The 17,154-nt window shown below is 47.0% G+C and carries 8 protein-coding genes; all 8 read right to left on the reverse strand.

From position 1 onward, the window contains the following. Positions 1-2: 2 nt before the first annotated feature. Complete coding sequence (locus E2P86_RS12915) at positions 3-3,170, reverse strand: efflux RND transporter permease subunit (RefSeq protein WP_134433441.1); 3,168 nt, start codon at positions 3,168-3,170, stop codon at positions 3-5. Between the two features lie 10 nt (positions 3,171-3,180). Further along, complete coding sequence (locus E2P86_RS12920) at positions 3,181-4,581, reverse strand: TolC family protein (RefSeq protein ID WP_134433442.1); 1,401 nt, start codon at positions 4,579-4,581, stop codon at positions 3,181-3,183. Positions 4,582-4,744: 163 nt separating this feature from the next. Continuing rightward, positions 4,745-5,143: a hypothetical protein gene (locus E2P86_RS12925; protein WP_134433443.1), complete on the reverse strand. Its 399-nt coding sequence runs from the start codon at positions 5,141-5,143 to the stop codon at positions 4,745-4,747. Positions 5,144-5,603: 460 nt separating this feature from the next. Then, positions 5,604-6,896, reverse strand: a complete 1,293-nt coding sequence (locus tag E2P86_RS12930; protein WP_134433444.1) for a TolC family protein — start codon at positions 6,894-6,896, stop codon at positions 5,604-5,606. Between the two features lie 9 nt (positions 6,897-6,905). Next, a complete protein-coding gene (locus E2P86_RS12935) occupies positions 6,906-10,004 on the reverse strand; it encodes an efflux RND transporter permease subunit (protein WP_134433445.1) in 3,099 nt (1,032 codons plus the stop codon). Then, positions 10,001-11,161 carry an efflux RND transporter periplasmic adaptor subunit gene (locus E2P86_RS12940; protein WP_134433446.1) on the reverse strand — a complete coding sequence of 387 codons (1,161 nt, stop codon included), beginning with the start codon at positions 11,159-11,161 and terminating at the stop codon, positions 10,001-10,003. Before E2P86_RS12940 ends, E2P86_RS12935 begins: the two co-directional genes overlap by 4 nt. 243 nt (positions 11,162-11,404) lie before the next feature. Further along, positions 11,405-16,255, reverse strand: a complete 4,851-nt coding sequence (locus E2P86_RS12945) for an MBG domain-containing protein (protein WP_134433447.1) — start codon at positions 16,253-16,255, stop codon at positions 11,405-11,407. A 10-nt stretch (positions 16,256-16,265) separates the two neighbouring features. Beyond that, complete coding sequence (locus E2P86_RS12950) at positions 16,266-17,150, reverse strand: PorP/SprF family type IX secretion system membrane protein (protein ID WP_134433448.1); 885 nt, start codon at positions 17,148-17,150, stop codon at positions 16,266-16,268. Between the last annotated feature and the right edge of the window lie 4 nt (positions 17,151-17,154).

A 17,154-nucleotide genomic window follows, 5' to 3' on the forward strand; every position in this document is an offset into this window, starting at 1 on the left:
TTTTAATGTGTTTGAGTGGTGAAATAAGGATTATCTGCATCATCCGGATCCATTGATGGGCTTGCCACCTTCGCATGGCGTAAAAATGCTGCATAGAAATGTGGGACAAGCAGTAAGATGACAAGTGTCGATGCGATCAATCCACCAATTACAGCTCTGCCCAAGGGAGCCACTTGTTCTGCCCCGTCTCCCATACCAATAGCCATGGGTAGCATGCCCGCAAGCATTGCGCCTGCTGTCATAAGGATTGGACGCAAACGTGACGAAGCAGCCAGTCGAGCAGCATTTACAGGTTTCAACAACAACTTCCGTCGATAATGCTCTGCCTGATTCACCAAGAGCACCGCATTGGAAACGGATACACCGATAGACATCACAATCCCCATATAGGATTGTAAATTCAGTGTACTTCCCGTCATGTAAAGAATAATCAACGCACCTGTAATGACCGCTGGCAATACGGAAAGAATGACGAGTGGCACCTTAACCGATTGATAGTAGGCTGTTAGCATCAAGAGAATCGCTAAAATAGCGACCCCTAAACCCGCCAGTAAACTGCCCAATGTGTCGTTCAGCAATTGCAGGGTCCCCTCTGTCCATACCGTAATGCCGCGCGGGGGGGCTCCCGCGTCCTTTATAGCCTGATTCACCGCTTGGGATGCCGTCCCCAAATCCTGTCCGTGTAGATTCCCCAAAATAGTCACATACCGACTCGGCCCTTTTCTATTCACCTGTGCTGGGGTCATCGTCCGGCGCACCGTAGCCACATCTTCCAGGACCGGGCGCAGACTTCCCTTTTTAAGGGGCATCGCTCTTAATTTCTGTTCGGTTGACATCATCGCTTCAGGTACCTGAACCTGAACTTGGAACACCAAGCCCGACTTCGGATCAACCCACAGATTTTTATCGGTAAACCGTGTCGAAGAAGTGGCCGCCACCAAACTTTTTGTGATGTCTTGCATAGTCAAGCCAAACTGCCCCGCCAGATCCCGGTTCACTTCAATCTCCAAGGTCGGATACGCTGTAGCCTCCGCAATACGGACATCCCGGAGGTATGGCACTTCTTTCAGATTTGCTTCAATTTTAGACGCAAAGGAAAAAGCCCCCTTTACCTGTGGAGCAGCGACCTTCACTTCGATTGGTGTCATCGCTCCCTGTCCCATAATCTTCTCGGTCAACTCCATCGGTTCAAAGTTAAATTTCACAAGAGGCCATTTGTCGTGCAATTTCTGTCGAATCTCTTCCTTTAGTGCTTGCATATCGCCGGTGTATATGCGCTGATCCACAGACACCTGTAATACCGCCTCGTGCGAAGCACTTGAAAACAAGAAAATGGGGTTAATCGGTGAACTTGCGGAATGCATCCCCACAAAAGCCGAACTGATAGACACTCCTTTTTCGGGTAATAAGGATGCTATATCCGCTGTAATACCTTTCACAATACCTTCTGTCTTTTCTAGTCGGCTACCTGGTTCGGCTTGCACGCGCAATTGAAAATCACCGCTGTTGGATAAGGGCATCACATCTGTTCCCACCTGTCGCAATAGCACAAAACCAAGGATACCAGCCACCGCGATGTAACACATAAAAAGTAAAAGCGATCGTGTCGACCAATTTCGCATACCATACGAATAATGCACCCGGAACTTCGCAAAAAAGGCACGCTTCCGCGGAGAGCCTTCCTGGGGTGTATGCTTTCCTTTCATCAACCAATTTGCGAGAATGGGAACAAAGGTCTGTGAGGCCAAAAACGAAGCGATCATCGCAAAAGCAACAGCCATAGATAACGGCATAAACATATCTCGTGGAATACCTGTCATAATAAAAGCTGGGGTTAACACCGCCAGGATACACAACAGGATGAGTAGTTTTGGAATTGATATTTCGATCAACGCATCGGCAATTGCACGTTGCTTACTTTTCCCCAATTCCAGATGCTGGTGAATATTCTCGATTGTAACCGTAGCTTCATCCACCAGAATACCAATCGATAGCGCCAGCCCGCTCAGCGTCATAATGTTGATGGTCTGCCCAAAGAGATATAAAACCGTTACGGCAGATAGAATAGCAATCGGGATCGTCAAGACCACAATAAGTGCGCCCCGGGTATCCCCTAGAAAGAGTAAAATCATCAATCCGGTAAAAACGGCTCCCAATATACCCTCGTGAATCAAATTAGAAAGAGACCGTTCAATATATTTGGATTGATCAAATTCATAGGTAATATGTACATCTTCCGGCAATTGATTCTTGATTAGGTGTAAGGATGCTTTTAGGTTTTTAACCACTTCCAAGGTTGACGCATCCGCTTTTTTAATAATAGGTAAATAGACCGATCGTTTCCCGTTTACCAAGGCATACCCTACGGTCTGATCCGCACCATCTTCCACGCGAGCAACATCGCGCACATAAATCGTACGATTGTCCCCTACTTTCACTGGGGTATTTAAAAATTCCTCGGGGTTCTTTGCTATGGAATTGATGGGAGCCATCAGATTTTGTTCTCCAATACGGATATTCCCTGCCGGCGAAGGCAAACTATTTTTGCTCATTGCAATCGTGATATCCTCTGGGCTTACCCCATTGGCCTGCATCGCTTCGGGATCAGCCTGCACCACAATCGAACGCACATTTCCACCGAAAGGAGCCGGTGCCGTAATCCCAGGAATCTCCACAAACATGGGGCGTACCTTTGTTAAAACCAATGTTTGGATCTCGTTAATAGACCGCTGGTCACTCTCAAATACCAACTGACCAACGGGCAATGAGCTCCCATCAAAACGCACCACCATCGGGGGGACCGCACCTGGTGGCAAAAAGCCCATAGCACGCGAAACTGAGGTCGAGACCTCGCCCGCCGCTTGTGCCATATTGGTTCCCGGATAAAAGGTTAATTTCATCAACGTAAGTCCTTGAATACTCTTGAAGTCGATGTTCTTAACCCCACCGACAAACAAGAGCACCTTTTGAAACTCATTCGCCATAAAACCATCCATGTACGCTGGCGACAGTCCCCCATAAGGCATCGCGATATACATCGCAGGTAATTCTACTTCGGGAAAAATATCAACATTGATCTTTTTGATTGTATTTATAGAAAAGAACCCGATAGTCAGCACAATCACTATAACAGCGATCGGCTTTCGAAGGGCAAATTTTATTAAACTCATATCGGTTAACTTATAGATTATTGAATATGTAGGTAAAATCAGTTGTTAAAGCGGCCTGATCGGTCAGCAACCGCCAGTACGCATAGGTTGCTTCGAGTCGGTTATTCTCCGCCTGTTCCAATAATAGACGTATCTGTAAAAGCTCACTTAAGCTAATCAATCCCGTACGGTAGCGTGCCAAATACATATCATATGCTGCCAGCGCTTGCTTTTCACCCTGTGTGAGCTGTAGCAACTGTTCCTGCTGCTGTATCCGACGCACCTCAACGGCCCGCAAATCGGCGGCTAACACCTGTGTATACTGTTGGTGGAGTTTCTCTACACGTTCGCTTTCTTGCAGTAGACTTTTACGTTTCAGTTTCCCCCGGTATCCACCAGTCAGGTTCCAGGTGACTCCTACGCCGGTCAGGAAATTATTCGTTTTGTTGGAAAAGCCATCTATCCAATGGGATGAAACCACTCCTTGTGGATTTATGCTGGAACCACGATACGCATAGCCCCCCAGTAATCGTATCGAGGGATATGCATTTCGTTGCTGCACGTCAGCCTCCAGCGCATACCGCATTGCTTCCAGCTCCAGCCCGACCAGTGTTGGGTGCTGTCCCGGCGCTGGAATATTGCCCGGTGTACCCTCGACTTCATCTGTTATAAAAAATTTATGCAACGCAGCTTCGTAATCAATGGATCGACTATCTACCAGCTCCGATAAACGAACTTCTTCGGCGGCTCTAGCACCGCGCCATTGCGCCTGATCACCCCGTGCTTGATTATAGGAAGAAAGTGCTAGCAGACTATCTGCCGCAGGACGTAAACCCGCTGCCGATAACCCACGTGTTATTTCACGAATGGCCGCTAAACGAGCTACATTTTTACCGTTCCATTGTAACTTAAGCTCACCATACAGGACCGCGATATACCGTTCTGCGAGGATCTTCTTTAACTGAATGAGGTACCCCTCCTTGTCACTCCTCTTCTTTTCTGTATCGACCTTCGCCGATCTATTTTCCGCTTGCAACCGTCCAAAAGAAAAAACCTCCCAATCAACTGTCGTTGAACCAAATGTATTAACAGATAAAGCGGAACCCGTTACCGGCATACCAGCACCGCTAACATTAAAGAATCCTGGTTGCGGAAAAACTGCACCGGCCGAACCCGCATACGTTCCGTATGTATTTTGGAGTTGTACTTTCACCTCAGGCAATGCATTGCTTTTTACAACTTGTTCTTGCAGGACCGCTGCCTCGATACCATACTGATAAGCGGCAATGCCCGGATATCGCTGTTCCACCTCAGCCCACAGGTTATTTAAAGTCTTTTGACTTTTTAAGGTATGATGTTCTTGCCCATATACATACGTACAAGAGCCTATGGATCCGCAAAAAAAAGCGAAGGCCATGCTATATTTTTTCATGTTTATTGGATAAAAAAATTAGGACGTAGGGACCGGCTCCGATGATCAGCAATACCGTGTCATGTGACTAAATCAATGCGAGCGCCCCTAACATAAAAAAAATGAAATCAGCCCCTAACAAGATTCTGTTACGGGTATCTACGAAATGTAGGTTGGAAAATTCCTAAAGAATAAGTTTTCGTGTTTGGAGGAAGATAGGTAAAAAGCCTCCAATTTTAAGGTTGCTGTATCCGGGATGTTCCTTGTCTGCACGCGGCACCACAAAGGCGAATACAAGAAGAAAAAGGACTGTCAACACAGCCGCAGGCATAAAATTTGCCTGATGCATGCCGATCTGCTGTCCGGTACCGATTTCTGAACTTACGCTGACCGAACAAATAGGCGGAGCCTCCACACGGATATTTGTTCTATTTGCCGTACGCTCTGTATTCGGGGGCATCCCCGCCATACTTTTCAGAACCGATTTAATCGGACAAGAAGACAGCAGCAAACAGAAAACCGCTGCTATCAATAAGATAAAGCGCCTTCCAGGATTCATGTGTATGATTAGCTGTCTGCTCATGTACCAACAAAGCTATCATAAATTATTATTTTTCAAGACTTCATTTTGTCTTTTCATCATTTGTCACGAAAACGTTTCGAGGCGCCCACTCTTTCCGTCATTCCGAACGAGATTACGAGATGGAATCTACAAACCATAAACTCCCCTCTACAAACTAATACCCCAAATTCCCATGCTGGCGCGAGCCTTCGGCTCGTGTCCCCATAATATCAATAGAAGTCCGAGCTAAAAGCTCGAACTAGCGACGGTGATAGCCACAAACAAAAAGGGCACAAGATCTAGCTACGCTTGAGCCCTTCAGGGTTTATGTCTCTACAAACTCATCCCTAAAAACTATTATCTACAAACCACAAACAAAAAGGGCACAAGATTTAGCTACGCTGAGCCCTTCAGGGTTTATGTCTCTACAAACTCATCCCTAAAAACTATTATCTACAAACAACCCACTAAAAACTACCATCTACAAGTCAATATCCCAAATTCCCGTTGCGCGCTCCAGCTCCACCAATGCCGCCGCATAATCATAGAGTGCCTGATAAAAGCTTTGCTGCACACCATTATAAGTACGTTGTGCATCCAAAACCTCCAATAAAGAAGTTTCACCACGTTGATAGCTATAAACCTTACCATCCAAGATTGCTTTTGCATCTTCCAGCAAACCTGCATTAAACTGTTCCACTTGTTTCGCCGCAGCCTGGTAGGTATAAAAAGCCTGTCGCACCTCCGTTTTTATGGTCAGTTCGACGAGCTCATAATTTTTTTCCGCCTGTAAAATACCATACTGCGCAGCACGCAGCTCCCCCGGTCTTCTATTAGAGAATTTCAGCGGTATACTTACACCAGCCTGTACAGCCGTGAACGACGGAGAAGGCGCCATCTCGTTTCGGGCTTCTGCATTATATTCCATACCCACCGATACCCCCAGATCAATCACCCGATTAGCCTTCGCCAACTGCAGCATCTTATGCGATATATGCTTACTGCCTAAAGCCGCTTTTAAATCCGCTCGGTTATCCTGCGCTTCCAACACCAGCGTTGGCAACATAAATGTACGCGCCCCGACCTGCAAGTCACCTTCCAGCAAAGGCAGACTCTCCTGCTCTTCTCTACCGAGCAACAACAACAGATGAGCGTACGTCGCCTGTTGGTCAGCCTCCGCTGCAAACACCTCATTGCGCATCGTACGCGCTTCCAGCTTCGACTGTCGGGCATCAACCTGTGTAATCGACCCCAGCCGCAACCGCACGCTATCCGCCTGAGCCAAGCGCAACAATTGCTGGTACGAATCCTCTTGCACATGCAACACCAAGCCACTGTGAATAGCTCGCAGATACGCCAAGGTGGCATCCGCGCGCAGATGACGAAAGAAATCCTCGACCATCAACTTCGTTAGCTCCACTTCATTCTGCGCCACATCCACACGCGCCCTTCTCTTTCCGCCCAGCTCCATCGTCCAACTTATTCCCGAAGAAACACCATAGCCCATTTTCATACGCCGCTGTGCATTATCAAACAAACCAACTTCCACTTCCGGATCCGGAAAGATGCCAGCACTCAACAAATTCGCTTCCGCCAACTGGATATTATATTGTTCCGCAGCATACGCCATATTTCGTGCTGCCACCTCCTTCAAAAAAGTACGGTAATCCAGCACGGGCGTCAGGGTATCGGGCGAGATCGTCTGTCCTTTCACCGGGAGAACCCAGACATAAAAAACAAAGACAACGTATAATTTAATCCTATTTTTCATCATAACAAAGCTTTAAGATTCTTCGGTTTTCACGTTCCCCTTACCCCATCTCTTTTCGATCAAGAAATACAAAGCCGGCAGAGCAAAGAGTGTAATAATCGTAGAGAACAAGAGTCCATATACAATCACAGTCGCCAATGGACGTTGCACATCCGATCCGATTCCTGTCGCCAACGAAGCCGGAAAAAGCCCTAATACAGCCACGGTTGCCGTCATCAGTACCGGTCGAAAGCGATGCTTTGCTCCGTCAATAACCGCAGGCAACAATTCGTATCCCTTCTTTCGGAGCTCATTGATATGCGCGATCATAATGACGCCATTTTGGATGGCGACACCAAACAAGGCAATAAAACCAACAGCAGACGAAACGCTCAGGGACATCCCTCGAATATGAAGCGCCAACATTCCACCAAAAAGAGCCAGAGGCACAATACTCATCAGCAGTCCTGCCTGCCGAAAAGAACCGAATGCGCTGTACAACAACACAAACATAATCGCCAGTGCAAGTGGAACAATAACAGAGAGTCGTGCATAAGCGCGGTGTTGATTCTCAAACTGTCCGCCCCACTTGATATGGTATAGGTCATGATCGTATGCTACCTGCCGTTCGATCGCCTCCTGCGCTTCGGCCAACAACGATTGTAGATCGCGGTTACGTACATTTAACTTCACCGTTAAATGCCGCTGATTCATCTCCCGAGTAATTGTACTCTCTCCTGTACTCAGCCGTACTTCCGCAACCTGGGAGAGTGGAATTTTGGCCCCCGTTTGGGAAGTAAGCATCAAATTAGCAATCTTCTCCGGTGTATTTCGGCTTTCCTCCGAATACCGACAAATAATATCATACACTTTGTGTCCGATAAACAATTGCGATACCGCTTTCCCACCGATAGCCACCTCAATCAGCTCCGCAACATCCGCCACGTTCAACCCATATTGTGCAATCTTATCCCGATCGGCATGAATCTGAAGCTGCGGCAGAGGCGGTTCCTGATCAATAGCGAGATCCACTGCACCAGGCACTTCTTTTACTGTCGCTTTGACGGCTTCCGCAATACGGCGTGTTTCTTTAAAATCATCGCCATATACTTTAATGACCAGCTCACTATGCGCTCCCGCGATCTTATCCATCACCCCATCGATCATCGGCTGAGAGAAACCCACTGTAAAGCCCGCCATACCTTCATATTCTTTCGCAAGCTCATCAATAAGGTCATACTTGGTTTTTCCCTTCGGCCACTCTTTATAGGGCTTGATACCAATAGATACTTCAAAATGCGAAGCTGTCCAAGGGTCCGTACCATCGTCATTACGCCCGGCCTGTACCATAATATAAGTCACCTCCTCATACCGCATCGTTCTCGCGCGTAAGGTATCGCTCATGGCTTTCGATTTTTCAACCGATATACCGGGCGGGAGCTGCACCTGTAACCAGATCGACCCCTCGTCCAAAGGCGGTAGAAAATCCTTACCGACGCGAAGCGTCAGTATCGTTGAGGCACCTAAGATCAGGATCAACGGCAGAATCACCTGCATCGGCTTCCGCATAATCTGCTGTATACGCCGGTGATACACAACCGTCAGTTTCTCCAACCAACGATTATGGTATACTTTCTGCGGTTTACGGTATATCACATAGGCCAACCCCGGGATCACAAATAGCGCGACCAAAAGGGCTCCCAAAAGGGCATAGCCGACCGTAAAAGCCATCGGTGTAAATAGCTTCTTCTCCACGCGTTCGAAAGCAAACAGCGGTAAGTATGCTGTAATGATAATAATGGATGCAAAAAACACAGGTTTGGCAACTTCAGCGGCACGTTGCGCAATGGTTTTTTCCTGCAACTCTTCTAGTGGATTATCCTCCCTCTTCTTCAAGATCGTCTCCATCATCACAATCGCTCCATCTACAATAATTCCAAAATCTATCGCGCCTAATGACAAGAGATTGGCGGGAATATCGGTAAAGTACATCAAGATAAAGGCGGTGAGCAAGGACAAAGGAATTGTTATGGCAACCAATAAGGCACCCCGCCAACTTCCTAAAAACACGATGAGCACCACAATCACCAAAGCCATCCCTTCCAACAACGTATACGACACCGTATGCAAGGTGGTATCCACCAAATCGGTGCGATCTAGAAAAGTATGGATATGCACGCCGCTAGGCAATCCCCCCGTATTGAGTTCTTCCACAGCAGTATGTATACCCTCCAAAACTTCGGATGGATTTTCACCTTTCAACAAGAGCACAATTCCCTCTATACTCTCGGCATAATCGCGTTGTCTATCCGTATAGCCGAGAACACCCTTGCGCTCCAGCTGCCCATATTTGAGTGCACCAATATCTTCTAAGAAGATCGGTACACCGTCCACAGACTTTACCACAATCTTCCCGAGGTCATCCAGGTTTTTTACCAAACCAATTCCCCGGATCACGTAGCCCAGTTCGCCGCGCGGTAACACGCTCCCGCCCGCATTTATATTGTTGCTTTCAATGGTTTCTACCACCTCGGCTAAAGCCAAATTGTACTGCTCTAATTTCCAAGGGTCTACTTCCAACTGGAACTGCGTGGTTATCCCTCCAAAGTTGGTCACATCAGCCACACCAGAGACTTGCTTGATACGTGGGATAATCGTGAAATTCTGTAAATCAGTCAGCTCCCGTAGATCTTGTCTTCCATCGCTTTCAAGGATATACCGATAGATTTCCCCGGTCGGTGAAGTCAGCGGATCTAATCCAGGGAGCACATCATAAGGCAGCTCCACCTCATTCAGCCGTTCCTGAATCCGCATCCGTGCCCAATAATCTTCCACTCCATCCTCAAAAACAATCGTAATCATCGACAGGCCGAACGTACTCTTACTCCGCATCACATGCATTCCCGGAAGCCCATTCAACGCACGCTCTACCGGAATAGTGATCTGCTGCTCCACTTCTTCTGCTGCCAACCCCGGAACCTGCGTCACCACCTGCGAAGTAACGTCCGCAATATCAGGGTACGCTTCAATGGCAAGCTGCTTCCAGGAATAGTACCCGAAGAAGGCGATTAACACAAACAGCGCCACCATAACCCAACGCTTTTCGATACCGATATGTATTAATTTATTCATCGCAACAACATTAATGAGCCACCACTTGATACAATCACCTCACCAACCTTTAGTCCGGTCGAAACAATAGCCTTCCCATTCACCGTGCCGCGCGTTTCCACCCTTCTTTTTTCATACCTCCGGGCATCCAACTTCATAAATACGAACTGTCCCTTTTCTTCCTGAAACAGGGCTTCTGTCGGAACAAGAATGGTTGTTTCGGGCGCATCCTTAAACAAAACCGTTACATACATACCGGGGCGAAGATCCTGTTGGTGATTATCACATTCCACCAGCACTTCGACACTGCGCGTCTCTTCATTTACAATCTTATTGATATGCTTAATCTTCCCGCGCATGAGGCGATCAGGGAAGGCTGCCATTTTCACATTTACGGCATCCAATTCATTGATAAAAGGAACATCTTTCTCTTTTACCTGACCTACAATCCATACCTTGGATAACTCCGCCACCACAGCCAAGGGCTCGGCCTCTTCACGGAGATATTGACCGATAACAATATTGTTGGTTACCACTTCTCCCCGTATAGGTGCGGTCACGACCAATGCCTGTCCGAGTTTTACCTGCGCTAAATCAACATTAAATATCTGTAAGGCGGCACCCGCATTGGAGAGCGCGGTCTTCTGTGTTTCAAACGTTGTTTCAGCTTCTTCCAGTTCACGCGCTATGCCCACCCCATTACGTAGCAGATCCTTCTGCCGTTTGAGGTTTAATTCTCCTTGCCGAAATGCCTGCTTCGCATCGAAATACTCTTTCTGCGCCGTAAAAAATGCCGGCGAACTCATCTCAAAAATCGGCGCTCCCGGGTTCACCTTTTGCCCGAGGCGGACATAGGACTTCAATACCCTTCCTGCAAATGGAGGGGCTATCTCTGCATAATTATTGGGAATAGCGCGTACGATACCAGCCGTCGTTAGTTCCAATTGAAACAACTGATCACTGACCGTATCATGGACAAATTGATGTTGCAGTGTGGAGCTGGGGGATAATAACACGGTATCTCCCTGTAATGTGTAGTCGGTGTGATGACCATCATCCGCCGAAGAGCCTTCCCGGCAAGCGGAAAAAAGGACGATAAAAAAGACGAATAACACGCCTGCGATTAGCTTACCGTTTATTCCTTTCGTTTTCTTGCCGCGTAACCATGTGATTTGCATTTCTGTTTTCTTTACGTTGTTTGGATTGACCCTGCAAAAATGGGTAGGTTCACCCGCAAACGCTGTTAGAGAACAAACAGAAAAAAATTAGAAAATAATTAGAAAGGCCCAGCTGGATCACCTTCCGTGATGACACAAAAAAAAGCAGACCCGAAGGTCTGCTTTTCTGTTTTGTACTTATTTAGACACAAATCCCAAAGGGCTTAGCATAGCTAAATTCTGCGTCTCTACTATGTCCTAAAATCACCGCTTCACGACAAAGAAACCTTTATCGCGTTTCCATTGACCGTTTTCATCTTTGACATCGATGTAATAGAAATATGTACCATCGATAACATGATCTGCGGTAAAGACGCGCTCTCGGTTATCATAACGCTCGATCACCTTCAACACCTTACCTGATTTATCGAATATCGTTACTTTATTCTCTGGATAATCCTGAATACCTTCAATCAAGAAGAAATCATTGATACCGTCTCCATTTGGCGACAACGCTGGTTGTACCCGAATTGGAAGCTCCGCGTCGGCATTGTTCTTCACTCGGATGGTCACCGAAACAGGTGTTGCTGCTTCATAGTTTTCATTACCCGCTTGATTTGCTGTTACCACAACTGTTCCCAAGCGTAATACCTCAAGATCCGATCCGTTGATCCGTGCAACCATAGGTTCATCCACAGTGAGCTGTACTGGTAATCCACTACTTGCTTTTACATCCAACGATACCTTAGCAGCATCGCGATCTACGACCGCAGGCGCTGTCATCGTAATCTGTTGCTTCGCTTTACGTATCGTCAAGTTTGCCTTAAGCGATGTGCCTAAGTAGTTTCCAGTTTCAACAATAGTTGCCGTAACCTGATAGGTTCCCGCATTTACTTGATTGTTATTCTGGTATTGCACTGCGACCCCAGCAGGCAACGTACCTTGTAGTGCCAACGACTTCGCGGAACCGTCGTACGTGAAGCCAGCGTCTTTCAAGCTTAAACCTATAAGCGTTGCTTTGCTAATAGTTAAGTTTGCCGCCTGATAATCGATCGTATAGTTTATAGCTGCTAAATCCACGTTACGAATGTTATAGTCCCCTACATTCTCTCCTTTATCACGAGTTATCGAGCCCATAACAACAGTCCGTAGATCCCCATTTTTCAAGCCATCAACTTGATAAGTAAGCACAGGATCCAACGCTCCAAACACCTTTGTCTGCGCATCTGCAGTCACCCTCAACGTCGCCTTTCCAACCACCAAGTTTTGGCTGGATGATGGCGCTGCCAAATAGACTCCGTTACCCGATTGAGATGCTGTAATCATCGTTTGACCAGCAGATTTCACCTTCACTTTCCATTGTTGACCCTCTTGATAGACCTCGGCTACAGCTTTATCACTAGAAATATAGGAAACCGGTAATCCCGAACTCGCGGTTGCGCCCAACACCGCATCCGACACACCATAAACCACGGGAGGTAATGAAGCAAAAGATATCGTCTGTTCCCCCATCGTCGTTGCTTCAACTTTCGTTTCTACACTTTGGTTACCAACATGATCTTCCGCCAGTAGATAAAGCGTATAGCTTGTTCCATTTGGTAAGTCCGTATAAACAAAAGCTTCTGTCCCACGTTGAATTGTTTCAAGTAAAACCTTTGTTCCATTTTTAGGTTGTACAAAGAGTTTATACTGGGCAAAATCAGATTCTGAATTGGCATTCCAGCTCAACTGCACCCGACCATCTCCGCCTACCGCAACAAAGCCTGTCGGTTTGGCTGGAGGAGTTTCATCAAGAACAATCCCGTCATTATATAGTGCAGAAATATTATCCGCCTCATCTTTAAATCTTGCATATACAGTTTTCATCCCATCACCGGCAGGTAATGTCAAAGCTTTCGATGCAGCAAAGGATTCCCAAGACGACCATGTCGTTCCATCATTCGAAAACTGCATCATCCCCGAAGGCTCAGTTACAGTGAGAGTAAGCCGTACATCACGCGAACCCGTAAAAGATGCGCCACCATTGATTGCTAAAGTTCCGCTAGGTGCAATACCATCCACAATAATCATCTTGTTATCGCTCAGCGAACCCGCCGCTTGCGGTGCTGGGAGTGTGCGGATTGCATTCCTATTCTGGGCATCTGTTATTGATCCACCCTGTAGGGACATTGCTTCTGTAGATGTATAATCCAGATGGTTGGTGATATCACCATCTTGAATTTTATAGTTAAACGTTAGCGCATCAGTACCACTACCTGCTACGTAATTAGCTTGTACCGAACCGTTCTGCAACTGTAAAGCGATTGACGGGACGCCCGAGACAGTCACCGGTTTAGTGAACTGTACCAAAACGGGAATATCCTTTCCGATACCGTATGTGCCGTTACGTAAGGTAGAAGTTACCTGTGTAACACTCACTGGAGCATGAAGCTCTGCCCTCGCCGTTACTTCGCACCCATTGGCATCGGTAACGGTCACCGTGTAAACACCTGCTGAAAGACCTTTCGCCGTTGCGGCGCTACCCCCCGAAGGCGACCAACTATACGTATAATTCGGCGTTCCACCTTGAACTACCACAGAAGCACTTCCGTCTCTTGTTCCAGGCGCAGAAGGCGAAGTAATATTGCCTATTGAAGCCAGCAGTACGCTAGGTTCTGTGATATTAAAAGTATATGATTTCTGACATCCATTTGCATCCGTTACTGTCGCAGTATGTATACCCGCAGACAGATTAATTGCGGTTTCTGTGGTTGAGGAAGAGCTAGACCAGCTATACCGGTAGGGTTCCGATCCTCCGGAAGCCGAAACCGTCGCCGATCCGGTTGCCCCACCGTTACAGGCAATATTTGTCTGCGCAAGAGGATTAATAGACAACGCGGAGGCAGGCTGACCAATGACGACCGTGGCTCTTCTCATGCAACCGTGCGCATCTGTCACCTCCACTTCATACGCCCCTTTTGCCAGCCCAGAAACGGTGGCCTCTGTGCTGTTGTTATGCGTCCACCGATACGTATATGGCGCTGTACCTCCATTGGGAACTACCGTTGCCGTTCCAGTACTTGTTCCAAAACACAAAACATCCGTTTTATCAAATGTAGCTTCCAAAATATCCGGTTGCGTTATCGTAACTCTTTTCGTTTCGACACAGCTATTGGCATCCACGACCGTTACGGTGTATGTGCCTGCCGGAAGCCCAGTCGCTGTAGCATCAGTCCCACCCATAGGTGCCCAACTATATGTGTATGCACCCGTTCCGCCCGTTACGTGCACGCTTGCTGCGCCATTGGAGCCACCGTGGCAGGAAACATTGTCTTGCCTATCGATAGCGATCTCTATTGGATCCGGTTGTGTAATCGTTATGGTCTGTGTTACCTCACAAAGGTTTGCATCTGTGACCGTAACGGTATAAGTTCCTGCACGCAGTCCGGAAGCCATTGCCCCAGTACCTCCTGATGGCGCCCAACTATAGGTATAGGATCCTGTGCCGCCTCTCACATATACACTAGCTAAGCCATTTCCTCCGCCATAGCATGAGACATCTTGGTGCTCTGCAGGAATAGCTTGTAGCGCTGATGGTTCTGTGATCGTAAAATTCTTTGTTATTGAACAGCCGTTTGCCGCTGTAATCAGAACACTGTAACTACCAGCGCTTAGATTGTTTGCGACATCCGAATTACTAACACCACCTGTCCATACATACGTAAAAGGTCCTGCTGCCCCCGACGGTATTACACCGGCAGATCCCGTTGCTGACCCATTGCATAATATATTTGTTTGGTATGTGCTTGCTACCAAGGTATTCGTTGTTCCTATTGTAAAGTTCTTCGTAATCGAACAACCATTAGCGTCCTTAATCACACAGCTAACAGGCCCGGCTGCCAAACCCGTTAGTATCTGTGTTTTAGCACCTGTACTCCATTCATAGGTATATGGTGCCTTACCACCAGATGGAAAAACTGAAGCCTCTCCAGCAGTACTACAGGTTGCATTTGTCTGACTCGTCGATGCTTTCAACTCTGAAGGTTGCGTAATTTCAAAATCAAGTGTCTTAAAACACCCTTTGGCATCCGTCACCGTTACCGTATACGTACGGGCTGCTAAATTGGAAGCGGTAGCTTGAGTTCCCCCACTTGGTGACCATGCGTAAGTATACGGAGCCGTTCCTCCTGTCACGTTGACTGTTGCTTTACCATTGTTTTCTCCATAGCAGCTTACATTTTCCGTTCCCCCATTACTCAACACCAACGCTGAAGGCTGCGTAATTTCTACCTGTAGAGACTTTGTCACATTTTGAGCATCCTTGACCGTCACTGTATACAAACCTGCAGCAAGTCCCGAAGCAGTTGCTCCAGTCCCTCCCGAAGGAGACCAACTATAAGTATATGACCCTGCGCCACCACTTCCTTTAACGGTCGCAAATCCATTACTCCCACCATTGCAAGAAACGTTCTCCTTCGATTCCAAACCAAGCTCCAGGGGAGTACCTGGATTATCTGGCAGAACCATCCCAGAATCCTTTACCCACCTAAAGGCATCAAAGCCAACATACCGAAAGCCCCCATTTGCTGTTATCCGCAATTCATCGATAACAATATTGGAAAAGTTCATTCCATTTAGATTGGTCAAATCAATGAGCGTATATCCGTTTGTTGCCCCCAGACTCGTCATGAAGCCACTACTCTTTGTTGCAGAAAACTTGGTTACCCCCGACAATCTCCCTGTAATGGTTACTGATCCTTGAACGTCTAAGCTTAAATTCAATGCAGATAAGTACAACCAAAATCTATGGACTTTAAACAGATTTGATGTTGTTTTGATACTGAAAGAGGGTGGACTTTGCGTGTCGTTCGCGTTATCAATATATCGATTATCATTCGCTGTCCCACTCCAACCCGTCCCAGGATAATTTCCTTGAATATCGAAAACACTCACGTGAGAGATAATTTTAAACTCCACCCCGTTGTCGATAAATGTAGTACTCCCATTTGTCTCCGTCTCAAAAAGTTCGGTTGTTGCTTGTCCAAAGACAGTTGCAGAGAAAAATAGCGACAACAGCACAAACAAACAAGGAGTCAAGCGTTTCATATTCATCCATATTTTTTTTAATCCTTTCATAGCGTCAGACCTATAGTAAACCAATTCCACCCACGCGATACCGCAAACCGACCTCATGCGTATTATTTGAAATCCGCTGATTCATGGTTGGACTTTTCGGACTAAATTGGTAGCTGTAGCCGATGCCGAAATTGCCAAAATTAAATTGCAGTAATCCAGAGAGGTCACCTTGATTCTGTACGCCCATACCGACCCCAATCTTACGTGCCATAAAGACCAGCGCACTAACATCATAACGTGGGGTCAAATCATCCATGTGACTCACGATAAAGGATGGTCGGATATGGAATGCATCGTCCAAACGAAATAAAGCCCCTCCGGTGATGTAGTATACATTCCGAAACTCGTACTCGCGGTTGGCATCCCGCTTCAGCGAAAAACGCGGCATGGACACCCCCACATAATAACGGTCCTTTCGATAGTAGGAAGTACTGATGCTCAAAATACCATTTGTTTCCCGGATGTTATCCCGAAATGCAGGGTCATTCGGATCGAGGTGGTTGTAGTTCCCCTGGAAGTACAATAATCCTCCCCCCATCGAAAGGCTCAAATACTCATCCTCGGATAGACGCACCGCTTTGGCGGCAAAGACCGAAAATTCACTTTCTTTTACAATTCCGAGTTCGGAGTGTTTCACATCCCCTCCGACAGAAAGACCAATGGGCTTAATTACCGCATTTCCGGTTGCCCATATAGACTTCGGTGCGCCGTCCACACCCACCCATTGACTACGCCCCAACACGGAGAAACTCCCCCGATCATCCATTGTACTCAGCGAGCTATTAAATGAGTTACGCAGTTGTCCAAATTGATTGTAACTAATGCCGTGCTGCGCCCTACCTATAAAAGGTAGAGACAACAACATAGCTCCCATGATTATTTTTAATGTTTTCATTTTA

The sequence above is a fragment of the Sphingobacterium psychroaquaticum genome (genome assembly GCF_004421025.1).
Taxonomy (GTDB): Bacteria; Bacteroidota; Bacteroidia; order Sphingobacteriales; family Sphingobacteriaceae; genus Sphingobacterium; species Sphingobacterium psychroaquaticum.

What these genes read in the sequence shown, in the direction of transcription:
- E2P86_RS12940 (WP_134433446.1), bottom strand. Translation starts at nt 11,161, where the DNA reads ATGCAAATCACATGGTTACGCGGCAAGAAAACGAAAGGAATAAACGGT.
- E2P86_RS12935 (WP_134433445.1), bottom strand. Translation starts at nt 10,004, where the DNA reads ATGAATAAATTAATACATATCGGTATCGAAAAGCGTTGGGTTATGGTG.
- E2P86_RS12945 (WP_134433447.1), bottom strand. Translation starts at nt 16,255, where the DNA reads ATGAAAGGATTAAAAAAAATATGGATGAATATGAAACGCTTGACTCCT.
- E2P86_RS12930 (WP_134433444.1), bottom strand. Translation starts at nt 6,896, where the DNA reads ATGATGAAAAATAGGATTAAATTATACGTTGTCTTTGTTTTTTATGTC.
- E2P86_RS12950 (WP_134433448.1), bottom strand. Translation starts at nt 17,150, where the DNA reads ATGAAAACATTAAAAATAATCATGGGAGCTATGTTGTTGTCTCTACCT.
- E2P86_RS12915 (WP_134433441.1), bottom strand. Translation starts at nt 3,170, where the DNA reads ATGAGTTTAATAAAATTTGCCCTTCGAAAGCCGATCGCTGTTATAGTG.
- E2P86_RS12925 (WP_134433443.1), bottom strand. Translation starts at nt 5,143, where the DNA reads ATGAGCAGACAGCTAATCATACACATGAATCCTGGAAGGCGCTTTATC.
- E2P86_RS12920 (WP_134433442.1), bottom strand. Translation starts at nt 4,581, where the DNA reads ATGAAAAAATATAGCATGGCCTTCGCTTTTTTTTGCGGATCCATAGGC.